This is a genomic window from Streptomyces sp. NPDC024632 (assembly GCF_055559175.1).
In genome coordinates, this window is sequence record NZ_JBVHLD010000002.1 from 55731 (window position 1) to 80221 (window position 24491).

Below are 24491 nucleotides of genomic sequence, written 5' to 3' on the forward strand. Positions count from 1 at the left end.
ACGGTGGCCATTGAGGCCGGGCGGTCAAGAGAAGTCAATGGAGAGCGCCGACCGTATCTGACGATCCGTCAGGTCGTCAGACGCGGCGCCGGGTGCGGCGGGTCAGCCAGAGCGCGCCACCGGCCCCGAACAGCAGCACCGTGCCGCCGAGGGTGCCGAGGGCGACCACGCCGTCGTCGGAGCCGGTCTGCGCGAGGTTGCCGCTCGAACCTCCGCTCGTACCGCCGGAACCCGACGAGCCGCCGGAGCCCGTCGTACCGCCGGACGCGCTCGATCCGCCAGAACCGCTCGACCCGCCGGAACCGCTCGATCCGCCCGCCGCCTTGACGGTGAGGGTGAGCGACACCCCCGGCTTGGGATCGGCCGTGCAGGTCGTCGTCGTGCCCAGCGCCAGGATGGTCAGCACGCCGGGCGTGAAGGTGACCTTGCCGCTCGCCTTCGGGGTGTACGTGCCCGACAGATCGGTGATCTTGATCGGCGTGTTGGCCGGGATCGGGGCCGGGTTGGACGGTCCCGTCACCGTGAGCGAACCGCTGTCCGCGCCGCCGAGCAGGATCGTCGCGTGCGGGTTCATCGCCCCCTTGCCCAGCTCGATCGGACTGGACGAGACGCCCTTCTGGAAGGTCATCTTCAGGCGGTACGACGAGCCGCTGGGCGTGGCCGCGATGTCGATCGGCGAGACCGCGCTCTTGTCGCCGATCGGCGTCTTGCAGTGGTAGTTGACGTTCACCGTGGCCGCCTGCGCGGCTGGGGCGCCGGTCATGACGACCGCCCCCGCCGCTATCCCGGCCACCACGAAACCCGCCCTGGTCCTGCTCATCGGCCCATCTCCCTCCGCCGCCACCCGCACCGGCAGATCTGACGGCACATCAGATTTGGCGTGAGGGTACGCCGGTGAGGTCGGAGAGGGAAGAGAGGCGTCGCACCGACGGAAACCGGGCGCGCGAAGGCGGACCCGCAGGCGCGCGAAGGCGCGCGTGGGCGTACGGGAGCAGGCGTGCGTGCGCGTACGGGAGCACGCGTGCGCGGAGGAAGGCGAGCTCGGGCGCACAGACGGCGAGCGTGGGCGTACGGAAGCACGCGTGCGCGGACGGGAACGCGTCAGGGCGGGCGCGTACCGGTGCGGGCGTACGGGCGCGGCCGTACGGAAAGGTCGCCCTGACCGGGAGGGGTCCGGTCGTGGCCGCCGGGCGGCGGCCGTCGCGGTTACGCCGGTGCGGCCAGTTCCGCCCAGACCGTCTTGCCCGGCCGGTCGGCCTCGCGGATCACGCCCCAGTCGAGGCAGAGCCGCTGCACGATGAACATGCCGTGGCCGCCGGGGCGGCCCGCGCGGTGCGGGGTACGGGGCGACGGCTCGCCGGGGCCGCTGTCGACGACCTCGAGACGCAGCGACTTGGGGTTGCGGCGCAGCCGCAGCTCGTCGGGGCCGCCCGCGTGCAGGCAGGCGTTGGTGACCAGCTCGGAGACGACCAGCAGCACGTCCTCGGCGGCGGCTCTGCGGTCCGCGCTCGCGGCGGGCAGCCAGCCCCAGTCGCGCAGTGCCTGCCGGGTGAAGTCACGGGCGCGCGGCACAATGCCGCTCTCGCCCGACAGCGCCAGCTTCCGCACCGGTTCGTCGGGACCGGCCCGCTCGGGCGCCGACACGTCGGACTCACCCTCGCCCGAATCCGAGCCGCGGTCGTCCGCAGCGTAAGGCCGGGTGGTGCTCATCAGCGCCTCACCTCACGGATGTCCAACAGGTGTCCGTCGGTCTTCTTCCCGGTCGATCTCCGGGAACACGTCTGGGAGCCCACCAAACATCGTCCCGCAGGAAATCGCCACTCACGTCCCATGGCCCCCGTACGCACCCCGCTACTCCTGAAGCGCCTGGTCCAGCGTGGCGTGCACGGTGAAAACCGTGTCCGCCCCGGTGATCTCGAAAACGCGGGCGACCGTCGGCTGCATGGCGGCCAGATGGACGGCCCCCCCGGCGGCGTCCGCCCGCAGTCGCGCGCTCAGCAACACGTTCAGCCCCGTGGAGTCGCAGAACTCCAGGCCCGAGCAGTCGATCACCAGCCGGGTGGTGCCCGCGTCGAGAGCCGCGTCGAGCGGCTCGCTCAGCAGGTCAGCGGTGTGGTGGTCCAACTCGCCCGTGGGGGCGAAGACCGCGGATCGGCCGTGGTGTCCCACCTCGACACGCAGCCTTCCCAGGTCGGCCGTGCCGACCACATCGCGGTCCATGTGCGCTCCTCTGTGCGTCCGTGTTGACACGCCCCCCGACCCTACGCTTTTCGCAGATGGCGCGGTAGTCGGAGGTCGCGGGCCCGGCAGGAACGGTCCAGCGGACCGTACCTCACCCGTTCGAGGGAATTTGCGACCGGCCGGGGAATCGGGGTAGGGGTGGAGATACGGCACCGCTCCATCCATCGCCGCGAGTGGTCGCGAAAGGTCTCAAGAGAGGGAGGAGCACATGACACCCCGGCTGAGCCTGGATCATGCGCACGAGCAGCTCAAGGGCCTTGAGGGACTTCCCGAGATCCCGCCGTACGACCGTATAGGACCGGTCGACGCCCGCGCTCTGTCGAAGACGCTCTTCGCCCGCCTCCAGTCGCTGGAGGAGGGCACCACCGAGTACTCGTATGTCCGCAACACCCTGGTCGAACTCAATCTGGCGCTGGTGAAATTCGCCGCCTCGCGCTTCCGCACCCGCAGCGAGCCGATGGAGGACATCGTCCAGGTCGGCACGATCGGCCTGATCAAGGCGATCGACCGGTTCGAGCTGAGCCGCGGTGTGGAGTTCCCCACGTTCGCGATGCCGACGATCATCGGTGAGATCAAACGTTTCTTCCGTGACACGAGCTGGTCGGTACGGGTGCCGCGGCGGCTCCAGGAGCTGCGGCTCGACCTCGCCAAGGCGGGCGACGAGCTGGCCCAGCAACTGGACCGCTCCCCGACCGTGCGGGAGCTGGCCGAACGCCTCGGCCTGCCCGAGCACGAGATCGTCGAGGGCATGGCGGCGAGCAACGCGTACACCGCCAGTTCGCTGGACGCCCAGCCCGCGGAGGACGACCCGGAGGGCGCGCTGGCCGACCGGATCGGCTACGAGGACCACGACCTCGAGGGCATCGAGTACGTCGAGTCCCTGAAGCCGCTGATCGCCGGGCTCACACCGCGCGACCGCACCATCTTGTCGCTGCGCTTCGTCGCCAATCTCACGCAGTCCGAGATCGGCGAGGAACTGGGCATCTCGCAGATGCACGTGTCACGGCTGCTGTCGCGCACGCTGGCGCGGCTGCGCCGCGGACTGATGGTCGAGGACTAGGGCCTGTCCGGCGGATCACGAACGGCCCCTTCGCCCCCTGGCACGCCCGCCCGCCGCACAGGCCCTAAGCAGCCTCCCCAGGGCGCTCAGGCGCGCTCCTCGGCGCTTCAGAGGCGCTTCCCGGCCTGCCACACCGCCGCCGTCAGGGGGACTCCAGGGCGGTAGGCGAGGTGGACGTGGCTGGGGGCGTCCAGCAGGTGCAGATCGGCGCGGGCGCCGGGCGCGACCGTGCCGACGTCCGTACGGCGCAGCGCCCGGGCGCCGCCGAGGGTGGCGGCCAGGACGGCCTCGTCGGGGGTCATGCCCATGTCGCGGACCGCGAGGGCCACGCAGAAGGCCATGGAGCTGGTGAAGGACGAGCCCGGGTTGCAGTCCGTGGACAGCGCCACCGTCGCGCCCGCGTCCAGCAGCCGCCGGGCGTCCGGGTAGACGGCCCGGGTGGAGAATTCGGCGCCGGGCAACAGCGTCGCGACCGTACGCGGCGCGCTGGCGAGCGCGTCCACGTCGGCGTCCGTCAGATGCGTGCAGTGGTCGGCCGAGGCCGCGTCCAGCTCGACGGCGAGGCGCACGCCGGGGCCGTACGAGAGCTGGTTGGCGTGCACGCGCGGGATCAGTCCGCGGGCCGCGCCCGCGGTGAGGACCGCGCGGGCCTGGTCGCCGTCGAAGGCGCCCTCCTCGCAGAAGACGTCGATCCAGCGGGCGTGCGGCGCGCAGGCGTCCAGCATCTCGCCGGTCACCAGGGCGACGTACGCCGCCGGGTCGTCGGCGAACTCCGGGGCGACGACATGGGCGCCCAGGTACGTCACCTCGTCGGTGTGACCGGCCGCGATGCGCAGCGCGCGGGCCTCGTCGTGCGTGGTCAGGCCGTAGCCGGACTTGGTCTCCTGCGTCGTGGTGCCCTGCCGCAGCGCCTCCGCGAGGTAGCGGGCGACGTTCGCCGACAGTTCGTCGTCGGTGGCCGCGCGGGTGGCCGCGACCGTGGTGCGGATGCCGCCCGCGGAGTAGGGGCGGCCCGACATCCGGGCGTGGAATTCGGCGGTCCTGTCGCCCGCGAAGACCAGGTGCGCGTGGGAGTCCACGAAGCCGGGGAGCAGCGCCCGGCCCCCGGCGTCGTGGTGACTGTCAGTGGCGGGTGCTTTGCTGTGGGTACCGGTCCAGACGACGCGGTCGCCCTCGATGACGACGGCGGCGTCCTGGATCAGGCCGAGGGGGTTTTCCGGGGTGCGGAGGGAGGGATCGTTGGTGACCAGACTGCCGATGTTGGTGATGGCCGTGCTGTGCGCCGGGCCGCTCGGGGCGCTGGTCGCCGGGCTGCTGGTCGCCGGGCTGCTGGTCATCGCGCGGGGGTTCTCCTTCGGACGCGGGCACGGGGGCGGGGGCGGTGTGCCGGGGCTCGGGGACGGGCTCGGGCTCGGTGGGCGCCCCGCGAGGGGGTTCGGATTCGGGCTCGGGTTCCGGCTCGGGCTCAGCGGGTGGCCGCGATGGCCGCGGCCAGGGCGGCGGGCACGTCCTCGACGAGCTGATGCCGCCCGTCACGGACGATCTGCCGGCCGCCGACCACGGTGGACGTCACATCCGCGCCCGTGGCCGCGAATACGGCGGTCTCCGCGCCCAGCCGGGGCAGGGGTCCGGCGGTGCGGACGGAGTCCAGCGCGATCGTGGTGAAGTCCGCGGCGCAGCCCGGTTCCAGGCGGCCCGCGTCGGGTCGGCCGAGGCTCGCGTGACCGTCCTCGGTGGCGGCGCGCAGCAGTTGGGCCGCGGTCCAGTGGCCGCGGGCGCGGGTGCGCAGCCGTTCGTTCAGCTCCATGGCGCGCGCCTCCTCGAACAGGTCGATGACGGCGTGGCTGTCGCTGCCCAGGCTCAGCGGGCTGCCCGCCGCCTTGAGCCGGGGCGCCGGGCCGATGCCGTCGGCCAGGTCGCGTTCCGTCGTGGGGCACATGCAGACGGTGCTGCCCGCGCGCCCGATCAGGCCGATGTCCTCACCGGTGAGGTGCGTGGCGTGCACGGCGGTGGCGGTCGGCTTCCAGAAGCCGGAGTCCGCGAGCAGCCGGGCCGGGGTGCGGCCGTGCACCGCGACGCACGCCTCGTTCTCCGCGGGCTGCTCGGACAGGTGGATGTGCGTCGGCACGCCGTCGGTCCAGCGGGCGAAGGCCGTGTAGCCGTCGCTCGCCGAGAAGGCCCGCACCGAGTGCAGCGCGGCGCCGATCGTCGCGTGGCCGCCGCCCTTGAGCTGCGACCAGCGCTCGTACCAGCGGTCGGCGGTGCCGTCGCCGAAGCGGGTCTGCGGTCCGGCCAGCGGCGCGTAGCCGTTCCGGTTCAGGCCGCCGTGCAGGTAGACGGTGTCGAGCAGCGTGATCCGGATCCCGGCCGCGCCCGCGGCGGCGATCAGGGCCTCGCCCATGGCGTTGGGATTGTCGTACGGGGTGCCGCCCGGCTGGTGGTGCAGGTAGTGGAATTCGCCGACCGCGGTGATCCCGGCCAGCGCCATCTCGGCGTAGACGGCGCGCGCGAGGTCGAAGTACGTGTCGGGGGTGAGCTTCTGCGCGACGCCGTACATGAACTCGCGCCAGGTCCAGAAGGTCCCGGAGCCGACTTGCACGGTGCCGCGCAGGGCCCGGTGGAAGGCGTGGCTGTGGGCGTTGGCCAGGCCGGGCAGGGTCAGGCCGCGCAGGACGGTCGCCCCGGCGGGCGGCGCGTCCACGCCTGTGCTGACCTCGGTGATGCGTTCGTCCGCGACCGTGAGCGCGACGCCCGGCTCGACATGGGTGCCGAGCCAGGCGTGCTCCAGCCAGTACGTCACCTGCACGCGAGACCTTCCAGTACGTCGGCGAGTGCGGTCACACCGGCGACGCAGTCGTCCTCGGCCGCCGATTCGGCCGGGGAGTGCGAGACGCCGGTGGGGTTGCGTACGAACAGCATGGCGGTTGGGACGGTCGCGGACAGGATGCCCGCGTCGTGTCCCGCGCCGGTCGGAAGGACCGGTACGGGCGCGGCGCCGCCGAGCAGCGCGGTGAGGCGGTCGCGCAGGTCGTGGGCGAATTCCACCACCGGGGTGAAGGACTCGCGGACGACCCGCACGTCCACGCCGTCGCGGGCGCCGCGCTCGGTCGCGGCCTGCTCGATGGCGGTGACGACCTCGGCGAGGGTGGCCTCGTCCGCGGCGCGCGAGTCGAGCCAGCCCCGAACGAGTGAGGCGATGGCGTTGACGCCGTTGGGTTCCACGCTGACCTTGCCGAAGGTCGCGAGGGCGCCCGCGAGGCGGGCCTTCTTGCGGGCGGCCAGCACCGTGTTGGCGTAGGTCAGCATCGGGTCGCGGCGGTCCTCCAGGCGGGTGGTGCCCGCGTGGTTGGCCTCGCCGGTGAAGTCGAACCGCCAGCGGCCGTGCGGCCAGATCGCCGAGGCGACGCCGACCGCGTCGCCCGACAGGTCCAGGGCGCGGCCCTGTTCGATGTGGAGTTCCACGAAGGCGCCGATCCGGGCGAGGCGTTCGGCGTCGGGGCCGATCGCCTCCGGGTCCTGGCCCGCCGTCTCCATGGCCCGGGCGAGGCTCACGCCGTCCGCGTCGCGCAGTTCCCTGGCGCGCTCCGGGGTCAACTGGCCCGCGCTCAGCCGGGAACCGGCGCAGGCGACGCCGAAGCGGGCGCCTTCCTCGTCGGTGAAGTTGACCAGGGCCAGGGGGCGGGTGGGGGTCGCGCCGCGGGCGCGGAGTTCGTCGAGGGCGGCGAAGGAGGAGATGACGCCGAGGGGGCCGTCGAAGGGTCCGCCGTCGGGGACGGAGTCCAGGTGGGAGCCGGTGACGACGGCGTCGCCCGCCGTCGGGTCGCCCTGCCAGGCCCACTGGTTGCCGTTGCGGTCGACCTCGTAGGTCAGGGCGCGGGACTCCGCTTGGGCGCGGAACCAGGCGCGGCAGTCGGTGTCCGCCGGGGTCCAGGCGTAGCGGCGGTAGCCGCCGGTTCCGGTGTCACGGCCGACCGGGAGGAGGTCGCGCCACATCGCGTGGAAGGACGCGCCCGCGGCGGGCTGTTTCGCCCCTGAGCCGTTCTCCCCTGGCCCGCCCCTTCCCGGAACCGGGGGCTCGGCCCCTGGACCCCGCTCATCGAACGCCGAGGCTGAATTCGTGCTCATTCGGTCTCCCGCATCGGGACGCGCACGCCGCGCTCGGCGGCCACCTCGTCGGCGCGGTCGTAGCCCGCGTCGACGTGGCGGATGACGCCCATGCCGGGGTCGTTGGTGAGGACGCGGCGGATCTTCTCGGCGGCGAGGGGGGTGCCGTCGGCGACGGTGACCTGGCCGGCGTGGATGCTGCGGCCGATGCCGACGCCGCCGCCGTGGTGGATGGAGACCCAGGAGGCGCCGGAGGCGACGTTGACCATGGCGTTGAGCAGCGGCCAGTCGGCGATGGCGTCGGAGCCGTCGAGCATGGCCTCGGTCTCGCGGTAGGGGGAGGCGACGGAACCGGCGTCGAGGTGGTCGCGGCCGATGACGACGGGGGCGGCGAGGGTGCCGTCGGCGACCATCTCGTTGAAGCGCTCGCCCGCGCGGTCGCGTTCGCCGTAGCCGAGCCAGCAGATGCGGGCGGGCAGGCCCTGGAACTGGACGCGTTCGCCCGCGAGGCGAATCCAGCGGGCCAGCGACTCGTTCTCGGGGAAGAGTTCGAGGATGGCCTTGTCGGTCTTGTGGATGTCGGACGCCTCGCCGGACAGCGCGGCCCAGCGGAAGGGGCCCTTGCCCTCGCAGAACAGCGGCCTGATGTAGGCGGGGACGAAGCCGGGGAAGGCGAAGGCCCGCTCGTATCCGGCGAGTTGGGCCTCGCCGCGGATGGAGTTGCCGTAGTCGAAGACCTCGGCGCCCGCGTCCTGGAAGCCGACCATGGCCTCGACGTGCGTGGCCATGGACTCGCGGGCCCGCTGGGTGAATTCGGCGGGCTTCTCGGCCGCGTAGTCGGCCATGTCGGAGAAGTCGATGCCGAGCGGGAGGTACGCGAGCGGGTCGTGGGCGGAGGTCTGGTCGGTGACGATGTCGACGGGGGCGCCCATGGCGAGCAGTTGGGGCACCAGTTCGGCGGCGTTGCCGAGGACGCCGATGGACAGCGGGCGGCGGGCGTCGCGGGCCTCGGTGGCCAGCCGCAGCGCGTGCTCCAGCGAGTCGGCCTTCACGTCGAGGTAGCGGTGCTCGATACGGCGCTCGATGGCGCGCGGGTCGACGTCGATACAGAGCACGACGCCGCCGTTCATGGTGACGGCCAGCGGCTGGGCGCCGCCCATGCCGCCGAGTCCGGCGGTGAGGGTGATGGTCCCGGCGAGCGAGCCGCCGAAGCGCTTGGCGGCGACGGCGGCGAAGGTCTCGTAGGTGCCCTGGAGGATGCCCTGGGTGCCGATGTAGATCCACGAGCCGGCGGTCATCTGGCCGTACATGGTCAGGCCCAGGGCTTCGAGGCGGCGGAATTCCTCCCAGTTCGCCCAGTCGCCGACGAGGTTGGAGTTGGCGATGAGGACGCGCGGCGCCCACTCGTGGGTCTGCATGACGCCGACCGGGCGGCCGGACTGGACGAGCATCGTCTCGTCCTGCTTGAGGCCGCGCAGGGTGCGGACCATGGCGTCGAAGGAGTTCCAGTCGCGGGCGGCCTTGCCGGTGCCGCCGTAGACGACGAGCTTGTCGGGGTGCTCGGCGACCTCCGGGTCGAGGTTGTTCTGCAACATGCGCAACGCGGCTTCCTGCTGCCAGCCCAGCGCGCTCAGTTCCGTACCGCGCGGTGCGCGTACCGGCCTCGGTCCCGTCATCGGTGCGGCCTCCTCGTCGTCGGCGCACCCGGTGTGGGTGCATCCATTCACATCCTGACTAGCTGAATAGCTCTAGTCAACAAGCTGCGGTCGCGCGGCCCCGGTGAGATCGGCGCGACCACTCCTTGAGCCGGGTTGGCGGGCGCGGGCGGGGAGGTGGTGGGATGGATGTCATGACGGATGAACTGGGAATACGGCGAGGGCACGCGCTGCGTGCCGCGGTGGAGCAGGGACTGGTCGGCGAGGCGGAGCCGGTCGTCGGCCTGCTGGACGTCACCGGCATCGAACGCTCGGCGACGGCGCTGCACGCCGCCTTCGCGACGCCGGGCGTGGCCGTCACCCACACCTTCGCCGTCAAGGCCGCCTCTCTCGTCCCGGTGCTCGCGCTGCTCGGCGAGTGCGGGCTCGGCGCGGAGGTCGCCAGCCCCGGCGAGCTGGCGCTGGCGCGCGCCGCGGGCATCCCGGCCGACCGGACCGTGCTGGACTCCCCCGCCAAGACCGTGGCGGAGCTGCGCGAGGCGCTGGAGCTGGGCATCGCCGTCAACGCGGACAATCCGCAGGAGCTGGCCAGAATCGACGCGCTGCGCCTGGCCGGGGCGGAGTCGGCCTCCCCCGTCGGGCTGCGGGTCAACCCGCAGGTGGGCGGCGGCACGATCGGCGCGATGAGCACCGCGACGGCCACCTCGAAGTTCGGCGTGGCGCTGCGCGACCCGGGCGCGGAGGAGTGGGTGCTGCGCGCGTACGCCGAGCGCCCCTGGCTCAACCGGCTGCACACCCACACCGGTTCGCAGGGTGTGCCGCTCGAACTGATGGCGGCGGGCGTGCGGGCGGCGTACGAGCTGGCCGAGCGGATCAACGCGGCGGCCGGGCGGCAGCAGGTGAGCGTGCTCGACATCGGCGGCGGCCTGCCGGTGAACTTCCGCTCCGACGACGTCGCGCCGTCCTTCGCGGACTACGCGCGCGTGCTGCGCGCCGAGGTGCCCGGCCTCTTCGACGGGCGCTACGGCATCGTCACCGAGTTCGGGCGCTCGCTGCTGGCCAAGAACGGCACGGTGCTGGCGCGGGTGGAGTACGCCAAGTCCGCGGGCGGGCGGCCGATCGCGGTGACGCACGCGGGCGCTCAGGTGGCCACCCGTACCGTCTTCGTCCCCGAGGCGTGGCCGATACGGGTGCTGGCGCTGGACGGGAAGGGCCGCGAGAAGGACGGCGAGCCGGTCGTGCAGGACGTGGCGGGGCCGTGCTGCTTCGCGGGCGACCTGGTCGCGCAGGGCCGGGCGCTGCCGCTGCTGGACGCGGGTGATTTTGTCGCGCTGCTCGACACCGGCGCGTACTACTTCTCGAACCACTTCGCGTACAACTCGCTGCCCCGGCCCGCCGTCCACGGCTACACCGCGGACAGCACGGGCTCGGTCACCTTCGCTCAGGTCAGGACCGCCCAGACCCTGGACGACCTGGTGGCGGAGAGCGGCGGCGCCCTGCCGCCCTTGCGCCGGGGCTGACGGCGACGACCGGGCGGTCGCCTTCACTTAGCGCAGGGGCAGCCCGGTGCCGGGGCCGACCGCCGTCACACGGGTCAGCACCGCCCGGCGGCAGCCACCGGGCGGTTGCCTTCGCCCAGGTCAGGACCGCCCGGTGCCGGGCCGACCGCCGTCACACGGCGGTCACCATCCCTCGGGTCAGCACCGCCCGGCGGCACCCACACGACGGTCACCATCCCTCGGGTCAGGACCGCCCGGCGGCGGCCACCCGGCGGTCACCATCCCTCGGCTCAGGACCGCCCGGCGCGCGGACGGGCCGGGCGCGCGGAGCGGCGGCGCGGCGCCGGGGCCGCGACGGGGTTGGCGGCGGTCACCGGGCCGCGGCGGCGACCGCCGCCGGGGGCCGCGTCGCCCGCGGCGATCCCGGTGAGCTGGTAGGCGGCGCCGTCGCCGTCCGGGCGGACCCACAGCAGGGCGTCCTGGGAACGCTCGATCCGAGCGATCCTGCGGGACTTGGCCCACAGCCCGGCGCCGATGCCGCCGAGCAGCATGCCGCCCGCGCAGGGCAGCGCGAGCGACGAGGCCGCGGCCACCACGAAGGCGGCGAGCAGCCACCACCTGCGGCGGCGCAGCCAGGCGCGGGCGGTGACCCTGCGGTCCTGGAGGAAGACGCTCTTCGCCGCCTTGGTCGCGGCGCTCGCCCGCTCGGCGTACCGGCCGCCGCGTACCGCGTAGGCGGTCACGGCGGCGACGATGAACGCCACCGCGCCCGCCATGACGCCGATCCGGCGTCCCGTCGGGCTGAAGGTCACCGCCGTGCCCGGCACGGCCGCGATCACCCCCGCCCACCACAGCCAGCACGCCGCCGCGCGCACCGTCACTGCCACCCGTGCCAATGTGTAGGCCCCGCGCACCACGTCGCGCCTCCTCCTTCGCTGCCGTCCTTCGCCACGGCATCACCCAGCAAGTGGTGGGGAGGGTACTCAGTGTTTCTCAGATTTTCGTTAAGAAGTGCGGCTTCCGGCCCGGAATCATGCGGATTCGCCGCGGGCGGGGCGACGCCGGACCCATGAGACCGGCGCCGGGCCCATGAGAACGGCACCGGGCCCTGAGAACGGTGCCAGGCCATCAGAACGGCGCCCGAGGCGCTACTCGGTGAAGACGCCCCGCGCCGCCGCCCGGGCGTCGAATTCCTCCAGGCGCGCCTGGGCGTCGGGGAGGGCGTCACACATGGACTCCAGGAGGACGCGGCCGAGGAGCATGGGGGCGCAGGCGGTGTCGAAGGCGAGGCCGGTGCCGACGGCGGCGGGGAGGAGGAGGTCGGTGTGGGCGGCGACGGGGGCGAAGGCGCTGTCGGCGACGGTGACGACGGTCAGGCCGGCCGCGCGGGCGTGGGCGAGGGCGTCGACGACCTCGCGGGGGTGGCGGGGCAGCGCGAAGCACAGGAGTGCGGTGGCTCCGGCGCGCACGGCCGCGTCGAGCCGGTCGGCGAGCATCGTGCCGCCCTCGTCGAGGAGCCGCACGTCGGGGTGGACCTTGGCGGCGAAGTACGCGAAGCCGCGGGCCTGGGCGCCGGCCGCGCGCAGGCCGAGGACCGGGAGCGGCCGGGACGCGGCGAGTACGGCGCCCGCGCGGGTGGCGGGCCCGGTGTCGCCGAGCAGTTCCGCGAGGTGCCGCAGATTCTCGATCTCGGCGTGCACGGCCTGCTGGTACTCGTTGTACGCGGCCGTCTCCGGCTCCGCGGGCGCGGGCGCGACCTCGCGCAGGTGGCGGCGGAGCGCCGGGTAGCCGTCGAAGCCGAGGGCGACGGCGAAACGGGTGACCGACGGCTGGCTGACGCCCGCCAGTTCCGCCACCTCCACGCTGGACAGGTACGGCGCCTGCGCGGCCTTACGCACCAGGCAGTGCGCGATCCGCCGCTGGGTGGGCGTGAGGCGGTGCGCCTCGAAGAGTTTCAGCAGCCGGGCCGAGGCGCCGCCCGCCGCGTCCCGCGCCGCCGCGTCGCCGCCCGTCACCACGTCGCTCTCCGTCACCGCACCGGCCCTTCGCCGTCCCCGACCTTCGCCGCCCAGCCCATCGTGACCCCGTCCACCGGCTCTTATTCACTGGGACAAGACTCTGCATGACGATATGCAGTCCGGGCAAGGCTACGGTGCCTGGGCGCCCGGCAGGTCGCGGTTCTCCTCGACCCGCAGGGGGCGCTCCTCGGTTCGGTGCGGGCGCTCTTCGGCCCGGAGGGGATTCTCCTCGACCCGGCGGGAGTGCTCCTCGGCGACGGAGCTGCGGATCACGCGCGAGGCCGACAGCGCGTGGCGGCGGTGGACGACGGCCAGGACGATCGCGGTGGCGATGGCGATCAGGTGCTCGCGGCCCGCCAGATTCGGCTTGATGACGGACTCCATGACCATGGAGCCGCCAGTGAAGAAGAAGACGATGGGCGCGCGCTGCGTGATCGACAGATACGTGAAGAGCCCGACGACGGCGGCCGACGGCCCGGTGTCGAGGATCGCCCCGGCGTCGGGCGGCAGCCCGAGCCCCCACCAGCCGGTGCCCATCGCGATCATGGCGCGCGCCATCAGGGTGCCGACCAGCGTCGTGGTGTACGCGATCACCAGCGTCCTGGCCCGCCCGAGTACCAGCTCGGCGAGCGCGAAGGCGAGGAAGAGCTGCGTCATGCCCGCCCACACGGGCAGGTCGAGCGCGGGGACGTACAGCGAGACCGGTGTCCGCAACAGGGCCAGCGGCAACGGCAGATCGGCGTAGACACCGCCGACCACGCGCACCACGGTCGCGCCCGCCCTGCTCTGCGCTATCCCGTGGAAGAAGATCACCCCGAGCCCGGCGAGGAACGCCAGGGACAGCCCGGGCAGCCCGCGGCGCAGCAGCTCACGCACCGGCGCGACGACGATCCCCTGCCACTCGCCGCGCACGGTCCGCCAGATCAGCCGCAGGGCTCCCCGCAGCGCCGTCCCCACCCGCTCCGCGGCGCCCCGACTCCCCTCGCGGACCTTGCCCGGCACCCGACACCGCCCCCTCTCCCGCTCCCAAACTCCGCCCACAAGCGTATAGACGCGTCTATCCGCCGGACATCCGCCCCATGCGGACCATGACGTAGGACGCCGTCAGGGTTTGCGAGGTTTACCCACCCGCGTCCTCGACCGGCACGGCGAAGGGGCCGGGCAGGCGGTGAACACCTGCCCGGCCCCTTCAGAAGCCGGAGCGAGTCGGACATAAAGGACGAACAGTGCGGACCGAGCGGACCGCACCGCGCGGGGTCAGCGGTGGCCGGACTCGTCCAGTTCGCGCTCGGGAGCGGGACCGCCGGGTGCGGCCGCGCGGGTGCGGTCGGCGTGGCCGGGCCACCAGGCCGCGTGCCCCATCAGGGCGGTGAGGCTGGGAGTGAAGAACATGGCCATGACGAAGGCGGCGACGATGATGCCGAAGGCGACGGCGAAGCCCATCTGGGTCAGGAAGGCGTTGCCGGAGAGCATCAGGGTCGCGAAGGTCGCGGCCAGGATGAATCCCGCGGCGCCGATCGTCGGACCCGCGTGCCGCAGCGCCATGCTGGCGGCCTCGCGTGGCTCGCGGCCTTCCTGCGCCTCCTCCCGCAACCGGGCGATCATGAGGATGTTGTAGTCGGTGCCGATGGCGACGACGAACAGATACATGATGATCGGCAGCAGGAAGATCAGCCCGTCGCCGCGGCCGAAGATGAGCACGGTCGCGCCGAGGGTGGCGCCGAAGCCGAGGGCGACGGACGCGATGAGGTACCAGGGCGCCACGACGCTGCGCAGCAGCAGTCCCAGGATGATCATGATGAGGATCGCGGCGACCGGGAAGACCGTCTTGTAGTCGTGGTTCACCGCCGCGTTGATGTCCTTGAAGATCGAGGACGAGCCGCCGACGAGGGCCTCGGTGCCGGGCGGGGCGTTGTCGTGCGCGACCGTGCGCACATCACCCACCGCGGCGATCGCCTTGTCGCTGGCCGTCTCGTACTTCAGGGTCACCGTGAAGTTCGCGGTGGTGCCGTCCTTGTTGAGGTCGTTCTTCTGGTCGAAGGAGACGTCCGCGACGCCGTCGACCTTCTTCAGCTTGTCGGCGTACGCGGTGTAGTCGACCGAGCCCAGCGGCTTGTTCGAGGTGCTGGTGAGGAAGACCGAGGTCGGCTCCGCCGCACCGGCCGAGTACGCCTTCTGGAGGGTGTCCTGGACGACCATCGACTCCTTGGTCTTCGGGATCGACCCGGACGCCAGGTCGTAGGACGCCTTGTAGCCGAGGGTGCCGAGCGCGAGCAGCAGCATGACGAGACCGGAGACGATCGCCACCATGCCGGACCTGCGGCCGACGACCCGGCCGATGGCCGCGAAGCGCGCGTCGGAGGGCTCCTGCTGCCACTTCTTGCCGGGCCAGAACAGGGCGCGCGGCGGGATCAGCGAGCAGATCGCGGGGAAGAGCGTGAGGCCCGCGATCAGGGTGACGGCGACCAGGATGGCCAGCGCCGGGCCGAGCTGGGTGAGGAAGCCCAGGGTGGACAGCGCCAGCGCCAGGAAGGAGATGATGACCGCGCCCGCCGCCGAGGCGATGGCCTCGCCGACGCGGGTGACGCTGTTGATCATCGCTTCCTTGGGTTCGTCACCCGCCCGCAGCCGTTCTCGGTAGCGGAACATCAGGAAGAGGAAGTAGTCGGTGCCGACGCCGAGGACGACCACGATCAGCAGCGCCGAGATGGAGCTGTTGGCCTGGAGTCCGAAGATCTTGGTGGCGTCCGCGATCAGCGCGTTGGCGACGGTGAAGACGACGCCGGTCAGGATGACCAGCGGCATGATCGCGATGAGCGGCGATCTGAAGATGATCGCCAGCGTGATGATGATGATCAGCAGAGAGCCGACGAGCGCCACGGCGTCCGACGTCTTGCCCGCGTCCTGCTGGTCGAGGGCCTGGGCCGCCTGCCCGCCGACCTGCACCTTCAGATCGGTGCCCTTGGCGAGCGCCGTGGAGTCGTCACGCAGCGCCTTGGCCGCGTCGGCCTGTTTGGGCTGACCGGCCGTCTCCTTGTTCATCTGGACCAGCGCGGTCTGGTACTTGCCGTCCTTGGACGCGCTGCCCTCGACGACCTTCTGGACCTGGTCGATCTTCTTCTTACCCAGCTCGTCGGTGATCTTGGTGATCTCCGACTTGTCGGCGTCGGTCAGCGCCGCGCCGTCCGTGCGCTGGTAGAGGACGATCGCGGCCGGGGTGAAGGCGGCGGGGAACGCCTTCTCCTGGACGTCCATCGCCTTGATCGACTCGTAACTGCTGGGCAGGAAGCTGCTCTCGTCGCTGTTGGACGGGAGACTCGGTGCGGTGGCGATGATCGCGACGGCGGCGATCAGCCACGCGACGATCGTCCATACGGGATGGCGGACGACGGTGCGTCCGATGCGGTGGAACATGCGGTGCTGCCTCCATGGCAGGGCGTATCACCGCCACCCTTTGGAGCGGGGCCCGGGTATCGGCGACCCGGGCGGCGTGTACCGGCCGCCCGGTGGTGTGCAAGGGGGTGGACTTATAGGCCAGGAGCCTACTTGCCGCCCGGCAAGCGGCAACTCCGACCCCCGTATCCCTACCTTTTTCATACGGGCGGCAGCAACTTCTTTTGCGGCTTCCCCATCGCGTTGCGCGGCAGTTCAGGCAGGAACCGGACCATTCTGGGCCGCTTGTGGACCGACAGCCGGGTGGCCACGTAGTCCGTCAGTTCGGCCGCCGTCACCCCGTCCGCGACGACGTACGCGACGATCTGCTGGCCGAGGTCCGCGTGCGGCGCGCCGACGACGGCGGCCTCCCGTACCGCCGGGTGGTCGAGCAGCGCGTTCTCCACCTCGCCCGCGCCGATCCGGTAACCGCCGGACTTGATGAGGTCGGTGGAGGCCCGGCCGACGATCCGGTGCGTGCCGTCCTCGTCCACGCTCGCGATGTCGCCCGTACGGAACCAGCCGTCGGCGGTGTACGAGGCCGCCGTCGCCTCGGGCCGCCCGAGGTAGCCGTCGAAGAGGGTGGGCCCGGTGAGCTGCAACTCGCCGACGCCGTCGGCGGATTCGGCGATCCGGGTACGGATGCCGGGCAGCGGGGTGCCGACCGCGCCGGGGCGCCGCTCCCCCGCGGCCCGCGCGCTCAGGGTGATCAGCGTCTCGGTCATGCCGTACCGCTCCACCGGGGCCTGGCCGGTGAGCGCCAGCAGGTCCCGGAAGACGGGCGCGGGCAGCGGCGCGCTGCCGGAGACCAGCAGCCGCGCCCCGGACAGCGCGCGGGCGGCGGCCTCGTCCCGCACCACCCGGTGCCAGACGGTCGGCACGCCGAAGTAGAGGCTGCCGCCCGCCGCCGCGTACGCCTGCGGGGTCGGCCGTCCGGTGTGCACCAGGCGGCTGCCGGTGCGCAGCGCGCCGAGCACACCGAGGACCAGGCCGTGCACATGGAAGAGCGGCAGGCCGTGCACCAGGGTGTCGTCGGCGGTCCACTGCCAGGCGGCGGCCAGCGCGTCCAGGTCGGCGGCGACGGCGGCCCGTGAGATCAGTACGCCCTTGGGCGGGCCCGTGGTGCCGGAGGTGTAGAGGATCAGGGCCGGGCCCGGCGCGGGCGTCCCGGTGAAGTCGGCGCGCTCGGCGAAGTCCACCGGCAGCGTCCGGGCGCCGGAGTCGCGCAGGACGTGCTCGCGCTCGGCCGGGCCCGCGTCCGGCGCGAGCGGCACCACCGGCACCCCGGCGAGCAGCCCGCCGACCACGGCCGCCACCGTCTCCAGCGACGCCGTCGCCTCCACGACGAAGGCCCCGGTCCCGCCCGCCCGCCGCGCGACCGCGCCCGCGGCGCCCAGCAGTTCCTCGTACGAGCAGGACCGGCCGTCCACGGTCAGCGCGTCCGCCCGGTCCCGGCCCTCGTACAGCGCCGTGAGCAGGGGGACGGCGGGCGGCTGCGGCACGGGGGAAGGCATACGGGAATCTCCTCGCGGACGGCTGGCCCCCGGCGCATTCGGGGGCTAACCCCAGTGTCGCCCACCCCCCGCTGTCCGTACGGTGTCCGCATGGACGCCCGCGACCCGGAACTCAACAAGGAACTCTCCGCCACCTTGCAGGCACGCAAGGACCTCGGAGCGGAGTACGAGTCGGAGCTGGTCGACTCGTTCATGGAGAAGGTGACAGAGCGCGTCGACAGCCGCGTGGAGCAGCGCGTACGGCGTGAGCTGGCGCAGCAGCAGACGTCGTACGCCCGCGCCGACCGCCGCCCGATCGGGCCCCCGCAGCCCAGCGCGCGCTTCGCCCGCTACGGCTTCGCCGGGTTCACGATGATCGCCGCCATCCCGCTGTCCGCGATCGGCGCGGTCAACGCCGGTACGGCGGGCCTGTTCATCACCTGGGCGGGCATCGTGGGCGTGAACGTCGCCCAGGGCCTGAGCAGCTTCCTGGTCCCGCGCTCGAAGCGCGACGACGACAAGGACGATTGGGCCTAGGGCCGGACAGGCCCTGGCCGGCCGGGCCCCGCGCCGAAGAACCCGCACCCGTACGGTGCGCCCTAGCGATCGGGCCGGCGAAAGAGTTAGCGCGGGAACCGCCGCACCCCCGGAACAAGGCCGGAGGGCGGGACGACGGCGGTTCCCGCGGTGGACGCGGGCTGGGTCAGGGCCGAGCACTCGCGTCCAAGGGTCACCATGGAGTCCGGGAGCCGCTCCGGAAGTCCTTGGCGCCACATTCAGTTGTGCCGACCGGCCGGTGTCCCGTGCCTTTCGACATCCCCTAATGTGCCGGACGCTTGTTAAGCCCGTGCTGCGCGGACGTGTCGCGGGTGTACCAGTTTCCGCGAATCCCCGCCCGCGCCGCGGACACCCGCCGCACACGGCCCCCCGGCGGCTCAGACGCCGCTGTGCCCGGCCAGGAAGGTCAGCAGGTCCTGCCTGCTCACGACGCCGGTCGGCTTGCCCTCCACCAGCACGATCGCGGCGTCGGCGCTCTCCAGCACCGTCATCAGATCGGCGACCGGCTCGCCCGAGCCGACCTGCGGCAGCGGCGCGGACAGGTGCTTGTCCAGCGGGTCCTCCAGCGTGGCGCGCTTGGTGAACAGCGCGTGCAGCAGGTCGCGTTCCACGACGGAGCCGATCACCTCGGCGGCCATCACGTCCGGGTGCCCGGCGCCGGGCTTGACGACGGGCATCTGCGAGACGCCGTACTCGCGCAGCACCTCGATGGCCTGGCCGACCGTCTCGTCCGGGTGCATGTGGACGAGCTGCGGCAGCCCGCCGTCCTTGTGGGCGAGGACGTCGGCGATCCGCTGGTTGCCGCCGCTCTCGTCGAGGAAGCCGTGCGAGCTCATCCACTCGTCGCTGAAGATCTTGGAGAGGTAGCCGCGCCCGCTGTCCGGCAGCAGGACGACGACCACGTCGTCGGGGCCGAGCCGCTTGGCGACCTCCAGCGCGGCGACGACCGCCATCCCGCAGGAGCCGCCGACCAGCAGGCCCTCCTCCTTGGCCAGGCGGCGCGTCATCTGGAAGGAGTCCTTGTCGGAGACGGCGACGATCTCGTCGGCCACCTCACGGTCGTACGCGGTCGGCCAGAAGTCCTCGCCGACGCCCTCGACCAGGTAGGGCCGCCCGGAGCCGCCGCTGTAGACCGAACCCTCGGGGTCGGCGCCGACCACCTGGACGCGGCCTTCGCTGGCGTCCTTCAGATAGCGCCCGGTGCCGGAGATGGTGCCGCCGGTGCCGACGCCCGCGACGAAGTGGGTGATCCGCCCCTCGGTCTGCTCCCACAGCTCGGGGCCGGTGGAGTGGTAGTGCGACAGCGGGTTGTTCGGGTTGCTGTACTGGTCCGGCTTCCACGCGTTGGGCGTCTCGCGGACCAGCCGGTCGGACACGTTGTAGTACGAGTCCGGGTGGCTGGGGTCGACGGCCGTCGGGCAGACGACGACCTCGGCGCCGTACGCCCGCATGACGTTGATCTTGTCGGTGGAGACCTTGTCGGGGCAGACGAAGACGCAGTGGTAGCCCTTCTGCTGCGCGACGATGGCCAGACCCACGCCGGTGTTGCCCGAGGTGGGCTCCACGATGGTGCCGCCGGGCTTGAGATCGCCGCTGCGTTCCGCGGCCTCGATCATGCGCAGCGCGATGCGGTCCTTCACCGAACCGCCGGGGTTGAAGTATTCGACCTTGGCCAGGACTGTCGCCTGGATCCCCTCGGTCACGCTGTTGAGCCTCACCAGCGGGGTATTGCCCACGAGGCTGATCATCGAGTCGTGAAACTGCACCGTATGTCTCCGGGTTCTCCGTGATGGTGGGGCCAAGCCTAGGGCGTGTCCGCAAGGTCTCGTCTGGCTGGCGGTACCTAGCGGGCAGGTCCAGGACGGGGGAAGCGAACCGCGGGCGAAACGTGGACGACGCGGACAGCGTTGACGTTGCTGATGGTCCCTGACGGGGCACCAGGTTCATGTACCAAGTAACCAGGACCGATACGCGTGCGTACACGCAGTAGGCCGGTGGAGTCAGTGGGAGGTGACCGGCTCGATGTCGAGGGCGAGGGTGGCACGGCGGATCGCGACGGCGGCGGCGTTCGGAGGCGGCGGCATCAGCCTGCTGGGCGGGGCCGCGATCGGGGTGCTGCTGACCGAGGCGCGGCTGGCCAAGCGGATGGTCGGCGGATCCGGCGCGGTCGCGCCGCGGGCGGACGGGAGGTACGGCTCCGCGTTCGCGCACCGGACCGGCGAGACGCCGCTGCGATTGGGCTTCCTGGGTGATTCCACGGCGGCGGGTCAGGGCGTGCGCCGGGCCAGGGAGACGCCGGGCGCGCTGCTGGCCTCCGGGCTCGCCGCGGTCGCCGAGCGGCCGGTGCAGTTGGTGAACGTGGCGCTGCCCGGCGCGCAGTCGGACGACCTGGCCCGTCAGGTGACGCTGCTGCTGGAGTCGGGCGCTCCGGTGCCCGAGGTCGTGGTGATCATGATCGGCGCCAACGACGTGACGCACCGGATGCCGTTGGCCACCTCGGTCCGGCTGCTGTCGGACGCGGTACGGCGGCTGCGCGAGGCGGAGTGCGAGGTGGTCGTGGGCACCTGTCCCGACCTGGGCTCGGTCGAGCCGGTCTACCAGCCGCTGCGCTATCTGGCCCGCCGGATGAGCCGCCAGCTCGCCGCCGCGCAGACCATCGCGGTGGTGGGCCTGGGCGGCCGTACGGTGTCGCTGGGCGCGCTGCTCGGCCCGGAGTTCGAGGCCAGGCCGCGCGAGCTGTTCGGCCCCGACAACTTCCACCCGTCGGCGGAGGGCTACGCGACGGCCGCCATGGCCGTACTGCCGACGTTGTGCGCGGCGCTGGGGCTGTGGCCGGACACCGACGACGAGCGGCCGGACGCGCGCCGCGGCGAGGGCTTCCTGCCGGTGGCCCAGGCGGCGGCCGAGGCGGCCTCCGAGGGCGGTACGGAGGTCACGGCGGCGCGGGGCGCGGTGTCCGGTCCCCGCGGGCGCTGGGCGCTGATCAAGCGGCGCAGGCGGCGCGGACTGCCGGCGGAGGACGAGCGGCACCCGGAGGCGGCGGCCGAAGGGGTGGGAACGGGCGGAGCCGGGTAGGACCAGCCACGGAGCGGGGTAAGCAAGCGCTCAGAAAGAGGCCCGCATCACAGGCGGTGTCTGATGACTCGCTGCGCTACGTGGCGGTAGCTTCCCCAGGAGTCCCGAGAATCCCGCAGCCTCGACGAGGAGTGTCGCGATGCCAGAAGCCGTCATCGTCTCTGCCGCCCGTTCGCCCATCGGGCGCGCCTTCAAGGGGTCGCTGAAGGAGCTGCGGCCCGACGACCTGGTCGCCACGATCATCAGGACCGCGCTGGACAAGGTCCCGCAGCTCGACCCGCGCCAGATCGACGACCTGATGCTGGGCTGCGGTCTGCCCGGCGGCGAGCAGGGCTTCAACATGGGCCGGATCGTGGCCGTGCGGATGGGCATGGACCACCTGCCGGGCTGTACGGTCACCCGCTACTGCTCCTCGTCGCTCCAGACCACGCGGATGGCGCTGCACGCCATCAAGGCCGGCGAGGGCGACGTCTTCGTCTCGGCGGGCGTCGAGATGGTCTCGCGCTTCGCGAAGGGCAACTCCGACAGCCTGCCCGACACGATGAACCCGGTCTTCGACGAGGCCAGGGCCCGTACGCAGCAGCGCGCCGAGCAGGGCAGCGCCGAGCTGGGCGACTGGCACGACCCGCGCGAGGACGGCGCGGTGCCGGACGCGTACATCGCGATGGGGCAGACGGCCGAGAATCTGGCCCAGCTCAAGGGGATCACCCGGGAGGACCAGGACGAGTTCGGCGTGCGGTCGCAGAATCTGGCCGAGGAAGCGCTGAAGAACGGCTTCTGGGAGCGCGAGATCACGCCCGTCACGCTGCCCGACGGCACCGTGGTGTCCAAGGACGACGGTCCGCGGGCCGGGGTGACGCTGGAGGGCGTACGGGGCCTCAAGCCGGTCTTCCGCCCCGACGGCACGGTCACCGCGGGCAACTGCTGCCCGCTCAACGACGGCGCCGCCGCGCTGGTCGTGATGTCCGACACCAAGGCGCGCGAGCTGGGCATCACGCCGCTGGCCCGCGTGGTCTCCACCGGCGTGTCCGGGCTCTCCCCCGAGATCATGGGCTACGGCCCGGTCGAGGCGTCCCGGCAGGCGCTGTCGCGCGCGGGCCTGTCGGTCGGCGACATCGACCTGGTCGAGATCAACGAGGCGTTCGCGGCGCAGGTCATCCCGTCCTACCGCGACCTGGGCATCGACCTGGAGCGGCTGAACGTCAACGGCGGCGCCATCGCCGTCGGCCACCCCTTCGGCATGACCGGCGCCCGCATCACCGGCACCCTCATCAACAGCCTCCAGTTCCACGACAAGCAGTTCGGCCTGGAGACGATGTGCGTCGGCGGCGGCCAGGGCATGGCGATGGTCATCGAGAGGCTGTCGTAACGCGCCGTCGAAGCCCGTCATCCGGCCATTTTGTGACCTTCCGTGATCACTCGGCTTCGTAACGCACAGTTGTGACGTAAGTCGCAATCAAATCGCCCCCAGGATGTGATTTTTCCTGGGGGCGATGCGTTTTCGCAGGTCAGAACGGTCATACCCGGATGGCCTAGGACGACAGACCCGGCCAATTCGTGACTTTCCGCACTGCAAAGGCCAGGGGTTTACCGGCAGAGTGTTGGGAGGGGAAAGTTTCACCCACCGCTTCGGTGGGCATTGCTCGGGTCGCGCGTCAGTCGGGAGAACGTCAGTGAGCGCCAACTTCACCGTCCTGCTGGTCGCCGCGGGTATCGCCGTGGCCGCGGGTTCCGCCGCCCTGCTCTCCGCTCGTGGCATGCGCCGCGAGCTGTCCGCCCTGCGTCAGGACCTCGCCGGTCTGAGTGTGCCCGGACCGCGCGCCTCCGCCGGGGACATCAGGTCCGCCGTCGCCGACGCGCTCGCCGACGAGCGGGAGCGGGAGCTGGCCGAGGCCCGTGCCTTCTGGGCCGAGCAGGAGGCCCGCGAGACCGCCACCGACGGCACCTTCTTCCGCGGCGGCGTCTACGGCGCCGGCGCCGAGGGTCCCGCGGCCGGTGACTACGAGGTCCCGCCGGTGCTTCCCTACCTGCCCCGGCAGGCCGACCTCGCGGGCCTCGAGGCGGCCGGAATCGAGACGGGCGGCCTCGAAGCGGCCCACGAGCCCGAGGCGTCGGAGGCGACCCTCCCGCTGCCCGGCACCTTCCCGCACCCCTCGGGTCCCGACTACGCGCCGTCCCCGGTCGTCGCGTCCCAGGACCAGACCGCCGAGCGCCTCGCCGACCTCGCCGACGGCCGCGTCCCGCTGACCGACGTGCGCCCCGGACCGCTCGGCACCCTCGACGTGTACGTCTTCGCCGACGGCACCACCTTGTGCATGACCCCCGGCCACCGCGAGACCGCGGTACAGCTCTCCGACGCCCTCGACCGCGGCGAGGTGCCCGTGCTGCGCGGCGGCTCCGCGATAGCGGGCGCGTACGCGCTCACCTTCGCGTACGGCGACGAGAGCGTGTACGTACTGGCCGACCGGGTCGTGGCCTCGCTCTGAGGCGGACTCGCTCCAGGGCCGGACCCGCTCCACAGCGGGACGCCGGTTTCCGGCCCTTACGGGCTCAGCCGATCGCCTTCGCCGCCGCCGACACCCGCTGGAGGGCCGCGGCGCACACCTCCGCCGTACCCGCCGGGTCGGCTTCCAGGGCCGCCGCCAAGTCATTGCCCGCGACGGCCAGTTGATCACCGACGGTGAAGACGCCGTCGTCGGGCAGCTCGTACGGCTCCCGGCCGGGGAACTCCAGCGCCTGCGCCTGCCGCGCCAACCACCGTGCCAGCGCGAGCCCTTCGGCCGCCGCGCCCGCCTGGAGGCGGCGCTGCGGAAGCGCCCGCAGCCGTCCCGCGAGGCGTTCGACGGAGGGGCGCAGAGGAGTGCGATCGGCCATGGTCGTGACCCTACCGGCGCGCGCGGACCGGCATCGCACCCATATCCGCACGTCCGGGGTGGTTGCCAACGGGGGAAGGCTCGGGCACGGTGGGGTAACCGGACCACCTACCGGAGGCGCCGATGTCCCAAACGCACTTCTCCGCCGAGACCCACCGCAATCTGCTGGACCGCATCCCGCACTGCACAGGCCGCGAGGTCAGCGACTGGCTGAGAGACCTCGCCGACGGCCCTTCGTTCTTCCGCTTCGACGACAAGGTGAGCTGGCTGCGCAGCGAGCACGCCCTCTCCTACGGCCACGCGAAGGCCCTCGTCCACGAGTACGACCTGCGGCGGGCCGCACGCAATCTGATGTAGCGCCCGCCAGGCCCCGCCCCCTCCCTCCACAGACGCCGACGGGCCGCCGGCCGTCGTTCGCGTTGGACCCGAGCGCGAAGCCCGCGCCGGTGACGGTGCCCACGAAGTCGAACACCTTGCCCGTGG

Annotated in this window: 21 protein-coding genes; 7 read left to right on the forward strand and 14 right to left on the reverse strand. The window is 72.5% G+C overall.

Annotation, left to right across the window (positions count from 1 at the left end):
- Positions 1–76 precede the first annotated feature (76 nt).
- The 3 genes from ACZ37P_RS03660 to ACZ37P_RS03670 all read right to left on the reverse strand — a co-directional run bounded on the left by ACZ37P_RS03660 (position 77) and on the right by ACZ37P_RS03670 (position 2220).
- A complete protein-coding gene (locus tag ACZ37P_RS03660) occupies positions 77–820 on the reverse strand; it encodes a peptidase (protein ID WP_391162263.1) in 744 nt (247 codons plus the stop codon).
- A gap of 386 nt (positions 821–1206) precedes the next feature.
- Positions 1207–1710 carry an ATP-binding protein gene (locus ACZ37P_RS03665; RefSeq protein WP_355346989.1) on the reverse strand — a complete coding sequence of 168 codons (504 nt, stop codon included), beginning with the start codon at positions 1708–1710 and terminating at the stop codon, positions 1207–1209.
- A gap of 141 nt (positions 1711–1851) precedes the next feature.
- On the reverse strand, positions 1852–2220 hold the full coding sequence (locus tag ACZ37P_RS03670; protein ID WP_355346986.1) for an STAS domain-containing protein: 369 nt from the start codon (positions 2218–2220) through the stop codon (positions 1852–1854).
- 229 nt (positions 2221–2449) lie between these two features.
- Here ACZ37P_RS03670 and ACZ37P_RS03675 point away from each other — a divergent pair, with 229 nt between their 5' ends.
- Complete coding sequence (locus tag ACZ37P_RS03675) at positions 2450–3301, forward strand: RNA polymerase sigma factor SigF (protein WP_355346983.1); 852 nt, start codon at positions 2450–2452, stop codon at positions 3299–3301.
- 107 nt (positions 3302–3408) lie between these two features.
- Here ACZ37P_RS03675 and hutI read toward each other — a convergent pair whose 3' ends face one another.
- The 4 genes from hutI to hutU all read right to left on the reverse strand — a co-directional run bounded on the left by hutI (position 3409) and on the right by hutU (position 9081).
- Positions 3409–4638 (reverse strand): imidazolonepropionase, encoded by a 1230-nt coding sequence (gene hutI / locus ACZ37P_RS03680; protein ID WP_467344699.1) that lies wholly within the window; start codon positions 4636–4638, stop codon positions 3409–3411.
- Positions 4639–4766: 128 nt separating this feature from the next.
- Positions 4767–6107, reverse strand: coding sequence for a formimidoylglutamate deiminase (locus ACZ37P_RS03685; protein WP_355346977.1), 1341 nt, complete (start codon positions 6105–6107; stop codon positions 4767–4769).
- A complete protein-coding gene (locus ACZ37P_RS03690) occupies positions 6098–7294 on the reverse strand; it encodes an allantoate amidohydrolase (protein WP_467345215.1) in 1197 nt (398 codons plus the stop codon). Before ACZ37P_RS03690 ends, ACZ37P_RS03685 begins: the two co-directional genes overlap by 10 nt.
- Positions 7295–7422: 128 nt before the next feature.
- Positions 7423–9081 (reverse strand): urocanate hydratase, encoded by a 1659-nt coding sequence (hutU, locus tag ACZ37P_RS03695; protein WP_467344701.1) that lies wholly within the window; start codon positions 9079–9081, stop codon positions 7423–7425.
- A gap of 173 nt (positions 9082–9254) precedes the next feature.
- Between hutU and ACZ37P_RS03700 the strand changes: the two genes are divergently transcribed.
- Positions 9255–10580 carry a type III PLP-dependent enzyme domain-containing protein gene (locus ACZ37P_RS03700; protein WP_355346968.1) on the forward strand — a complete coding sequence of 442 codons (1326 nt, stop codon included), beginning with the start codon at positions 9255–9257 and terminating at the stop codon, positions 10578–10580.
- A 269-nt stretch (positions 10581–10849) separates the two neighbouring features.
- Here the strand turns inward: ACZ37P_RS03700 and ACZ37P_RS03705 are convergent, their stop codons facing one another.
- From ACZ37P_RS03705 to ACZ37P_RS03725, 5 genes are all read right to left on the reverse strand, one after another.
- Positions 10850–11446 carry a hypothetical protein gene (locus ACZ37P_RS03705; protein WP_401310213.1) on the reverse strand — a complete coding sequence of 199 codons (597 nt, stop codon included), beginning with the start codon at positions 11444–11446 and terminating at the stop codon, positions 10850–10852.
- A 261-nt stretch (positions 11447–11707) separates the two neighbouring features.
- A complete protein-coding gene (locus tag ACZ37P_RS03710; protein WP_355347034.1) occupies positions 11708–12574 on the reverse strand; it encodes a MurR/RpiR family transcriptional regulator in 867 nt (288 codons plus the stop codon).
- 132 nt (positions 12575–12706) lie between these two features.
- On the reverse strand, positions 12707–13579 hold the full coding sequence (locus ACZ37P_RS03715) for a hypothetical protein (RefSeq protein ID WP_467344704.1): 873 nt from the start codon (positions 13577–13579) through the stop codon (positions 12707–12709).
- Positions 13580–13834: 255 nt separating this feature from the next.
- Positions 13835–15991 carry an MMPL family transporter gene (locus ACZ37P_RS03720; RefSeq protein WP_467344705.1) on the reverse strand — a complete coding sequence of 719 codons (2157 nt, stop codon included), beginning with the start codon at positions 15989–15991 and terminating at the stop codon, positions 13835–13837.
- 179 nt (positions 15992–16170) lie between these two features.
- Complete coding sequence (locus ACZ37P_RS03725; protein ID WP_467344706.1) at positions 16171–17523, reverse strand: AMP-binding protein; 1353 nt, start codon at positions 17521–17523, stop codon at positions 16171–16173.
- Between the two features lie 90 nt (positions 17524–17613).
- Here ACZ37P_RS03725 and ACZ37P_RS03730 point away from each other — a divergent pair, with 90 nt between their 5' ends.
- Entirely contained in the window at positions 17614–18039 is a 426-nt protein-coding gene (locus ACZ37P_RS03730; protein WP_355346956.1) for a hypothetical protein, read from the forward strand.
- Between the two features lie 398 nt (positions 18040–18437).
- On the opposite strand, the gene ACZ37P_RS03735 is transcribed toward ACZ37P_RS03730, so the two are convergent.
- A complete protein-coding gene (locus tag ACZ37P_RS03735; protein WP_355346953.1) occupies positions 18438–19826 on the reverse strand; it encodes a cystathionine beta-synthase in 1389 nt (462 codons plus the stop codon).
- A 256-nt stretch (positions 19827–20082) separates the two neighbouring features.
- Between ACZ37P_RS03735 and ACZ37P_RS03740 the strand changes: the two genes are divergently transcribed.
- The 3 genes from ACZ37P_RS03740 to ACZ37P_RS03750 all read left to right on the forward strand — a co-directional run bounded on the left by ACZ37P_RS03740 (position 20083) and on the right by ACZ37P_RS03750 (position 23621).
- Positions 20083–21135 (forward strand): SGNH/GDSL hydrolase family protein, encoded by a 1053-nt coding sequence (locus ACZ37P_RS03740; protein WP_355346950.1) that lies wholly within the window; start codon positions 20083–20085, stop codon positions 21133–21135.
- A 139-nt stretch (positions 21136–21274) separates the two neighbouring features.
- On the forward strand, positions 21275–22504 hold the full coding sequence (locus ACZ37P_RS03745) for an acetyl-CoA C-acetyltransferase (RefSeq protein WP_467344709.1): 1230 nt from the start codon (positions 21275–21277) through the stop codon (positions 22502–22504).
- Positions 22505–22808: 304 nt separating this feature from the next.
- Positions 22809–23621 (forward strand): hypothetical protein, encoded by an 813-nt coding sequence (locus ACZ37P_RS03750; RefSeq protein ID WP_391051582.1) that lies wholly within the window; start codon positions 22809–22811, stop codon positions 23619–23621.
- A gap of 64 nt (positions 23622–23685) precedes the next feature.
- Here the strand turns inward: ACZ37P_RS03750 and ACZ37P_RS03755 are convergent, their stop codons facing one another.
- Positions 23686–24009 (reverse strand): hypothetical protein, encoded by a 324-nt coding sequence (locus ACZ37P_RS03755; RefSeq protein WP_355346944.1) that lies wholly within the window; start codon positions 24007–24009, stop codon positions 23686–23688.
- A 122-nt stretch (positions 24010–24131) separates the two neighbouring features.
- On the opposite strand from ACZ37P_RS03755, the gene ACZ37P_RS03760 reads away from it, so the two are divergent.
- Positions 24132–24365, forward strand: a complete 234-nt coding sequence (locus ACZ37P_RS03760) for a DUF4287 domain-containing protein (protein ID WP_188285479.1) — start codon at positions 24132–24134, stop codon at positions 24363–24365.
- Positions 24366–24491: the final 126 nt, after the last annotated feature.

Excerpts from the sequence above, each read along its gene's own strand:
- ACZ37P_RS03660 (WP_391162263.1), bottom strand. The coding sequence starts at position 820 with ATGAGCAGGACCAGGGCGGGTTTCGTGGTGGCCGGGATAGCGGCGGGG.
- ACZ37P_RS03665 (WP_355346989.1), bottom strand. The coding sequence starts at position 1,710 with ATGAGCACCACCCGGCCTTACGCTGCGGACGACCGCGGCTCGGATTCG.
- ACZ37P_RS03670 (WP_355346986.1), bottom strand. The coding sequence starts at position 2,220 with ATGGACCGCGATGTGGTCGGCACGGCCGACCTGGGAAGGCTGCGTGTC.
- ACZ37P_RS03675 (WP_355346983.1), top strand. The coding sequence starts at position 2,450 with ATGACACCCCGGCTGAGCCTGGATCATGCGCACGAGCAGCTCAAGGGC.
- hutI (WP_467344699.1), bottom strand. The coding sequence starts at position 4,638 with ATGACCAGCAGCCCGGCGACCAGCAGCCCGGCGACCAGCGCCCCGAGC.
- ACZ37P_RS03690 (WP_467345215.1), bottom strand. The coding sequence starts at position 7,294 with ATGTGGCGCGACCTCCTCCCGGTCGGCCGTGACACCGGAACCGGCGGC.
- hutU (WP_467344701.1), bottom strand. The coding sequence starts at position 9,081 with ATGACGGGACCGAGGCCGGTACGCGCACCGCGCGGTACGGAACTGAGC.
- ACZ37P_RS03700 (WP_355346968.1), top strand. The coding sequence starts at position 9,255 with ATGACGGATGAACTGGGAATACGGCGAGGGCACGCGCTGCGTGCCGCG.
- ACZ37P_RS03720 (WP_467344705.1), bottom strand. The coding sequence starts at position 15,991 with ATGTTCCACCGCATCGGACGCACCGTCGTCCGCCATCCCGTATGGACG.
- ACZ37P_RS03725 (WP_467344706.1), bottom strand. The coding sequence starts at position 17,523 with ATGCCTTCCCCCGTGCCGCAGCCGCCCGCCGTCCCCCTGCTCACGGCG.
- ACZ37P_RS03730 (WP_355346956.1), top strand. The coding sequence starts at position 17,614 with ATGGACGCCCGCGACCCGGAACTCAACAAGGAACTCTCCGCCACCTTG.
- ACZ37P_RS03740 (WP_355346950.1), top strand. The coding sequence starts at position 20,083 with ATGTCGAGGGCGAGGGTGGCACGGCGGATCGCGACGGCGGCGGCGTTC.
- ACZ37P_RS03745 (WP_467344709.1), top strand. The coding sequence starts at position 21,275 with ATGCCAGAAGCCGTCATCGTCTCTGCCGCCCGTTCGCCCATCGGGCGC.
- ACZ37P_RS03755 (WP_355346944.1), bottom strand. The coding sequence starts at position 24,009 with ATGGCCGATCGCACTCCTCTGCGCCCCTCCGTCGAACGCCTCGCGGGA.
- ACZ37P_RS03760 (WP_188285479.1), top strand. The coding sequence starts at position 24,132 with ATGTCCCAAACGCACTTCTCCGCCGAGACCCACCGCAATCTGCTGGAC.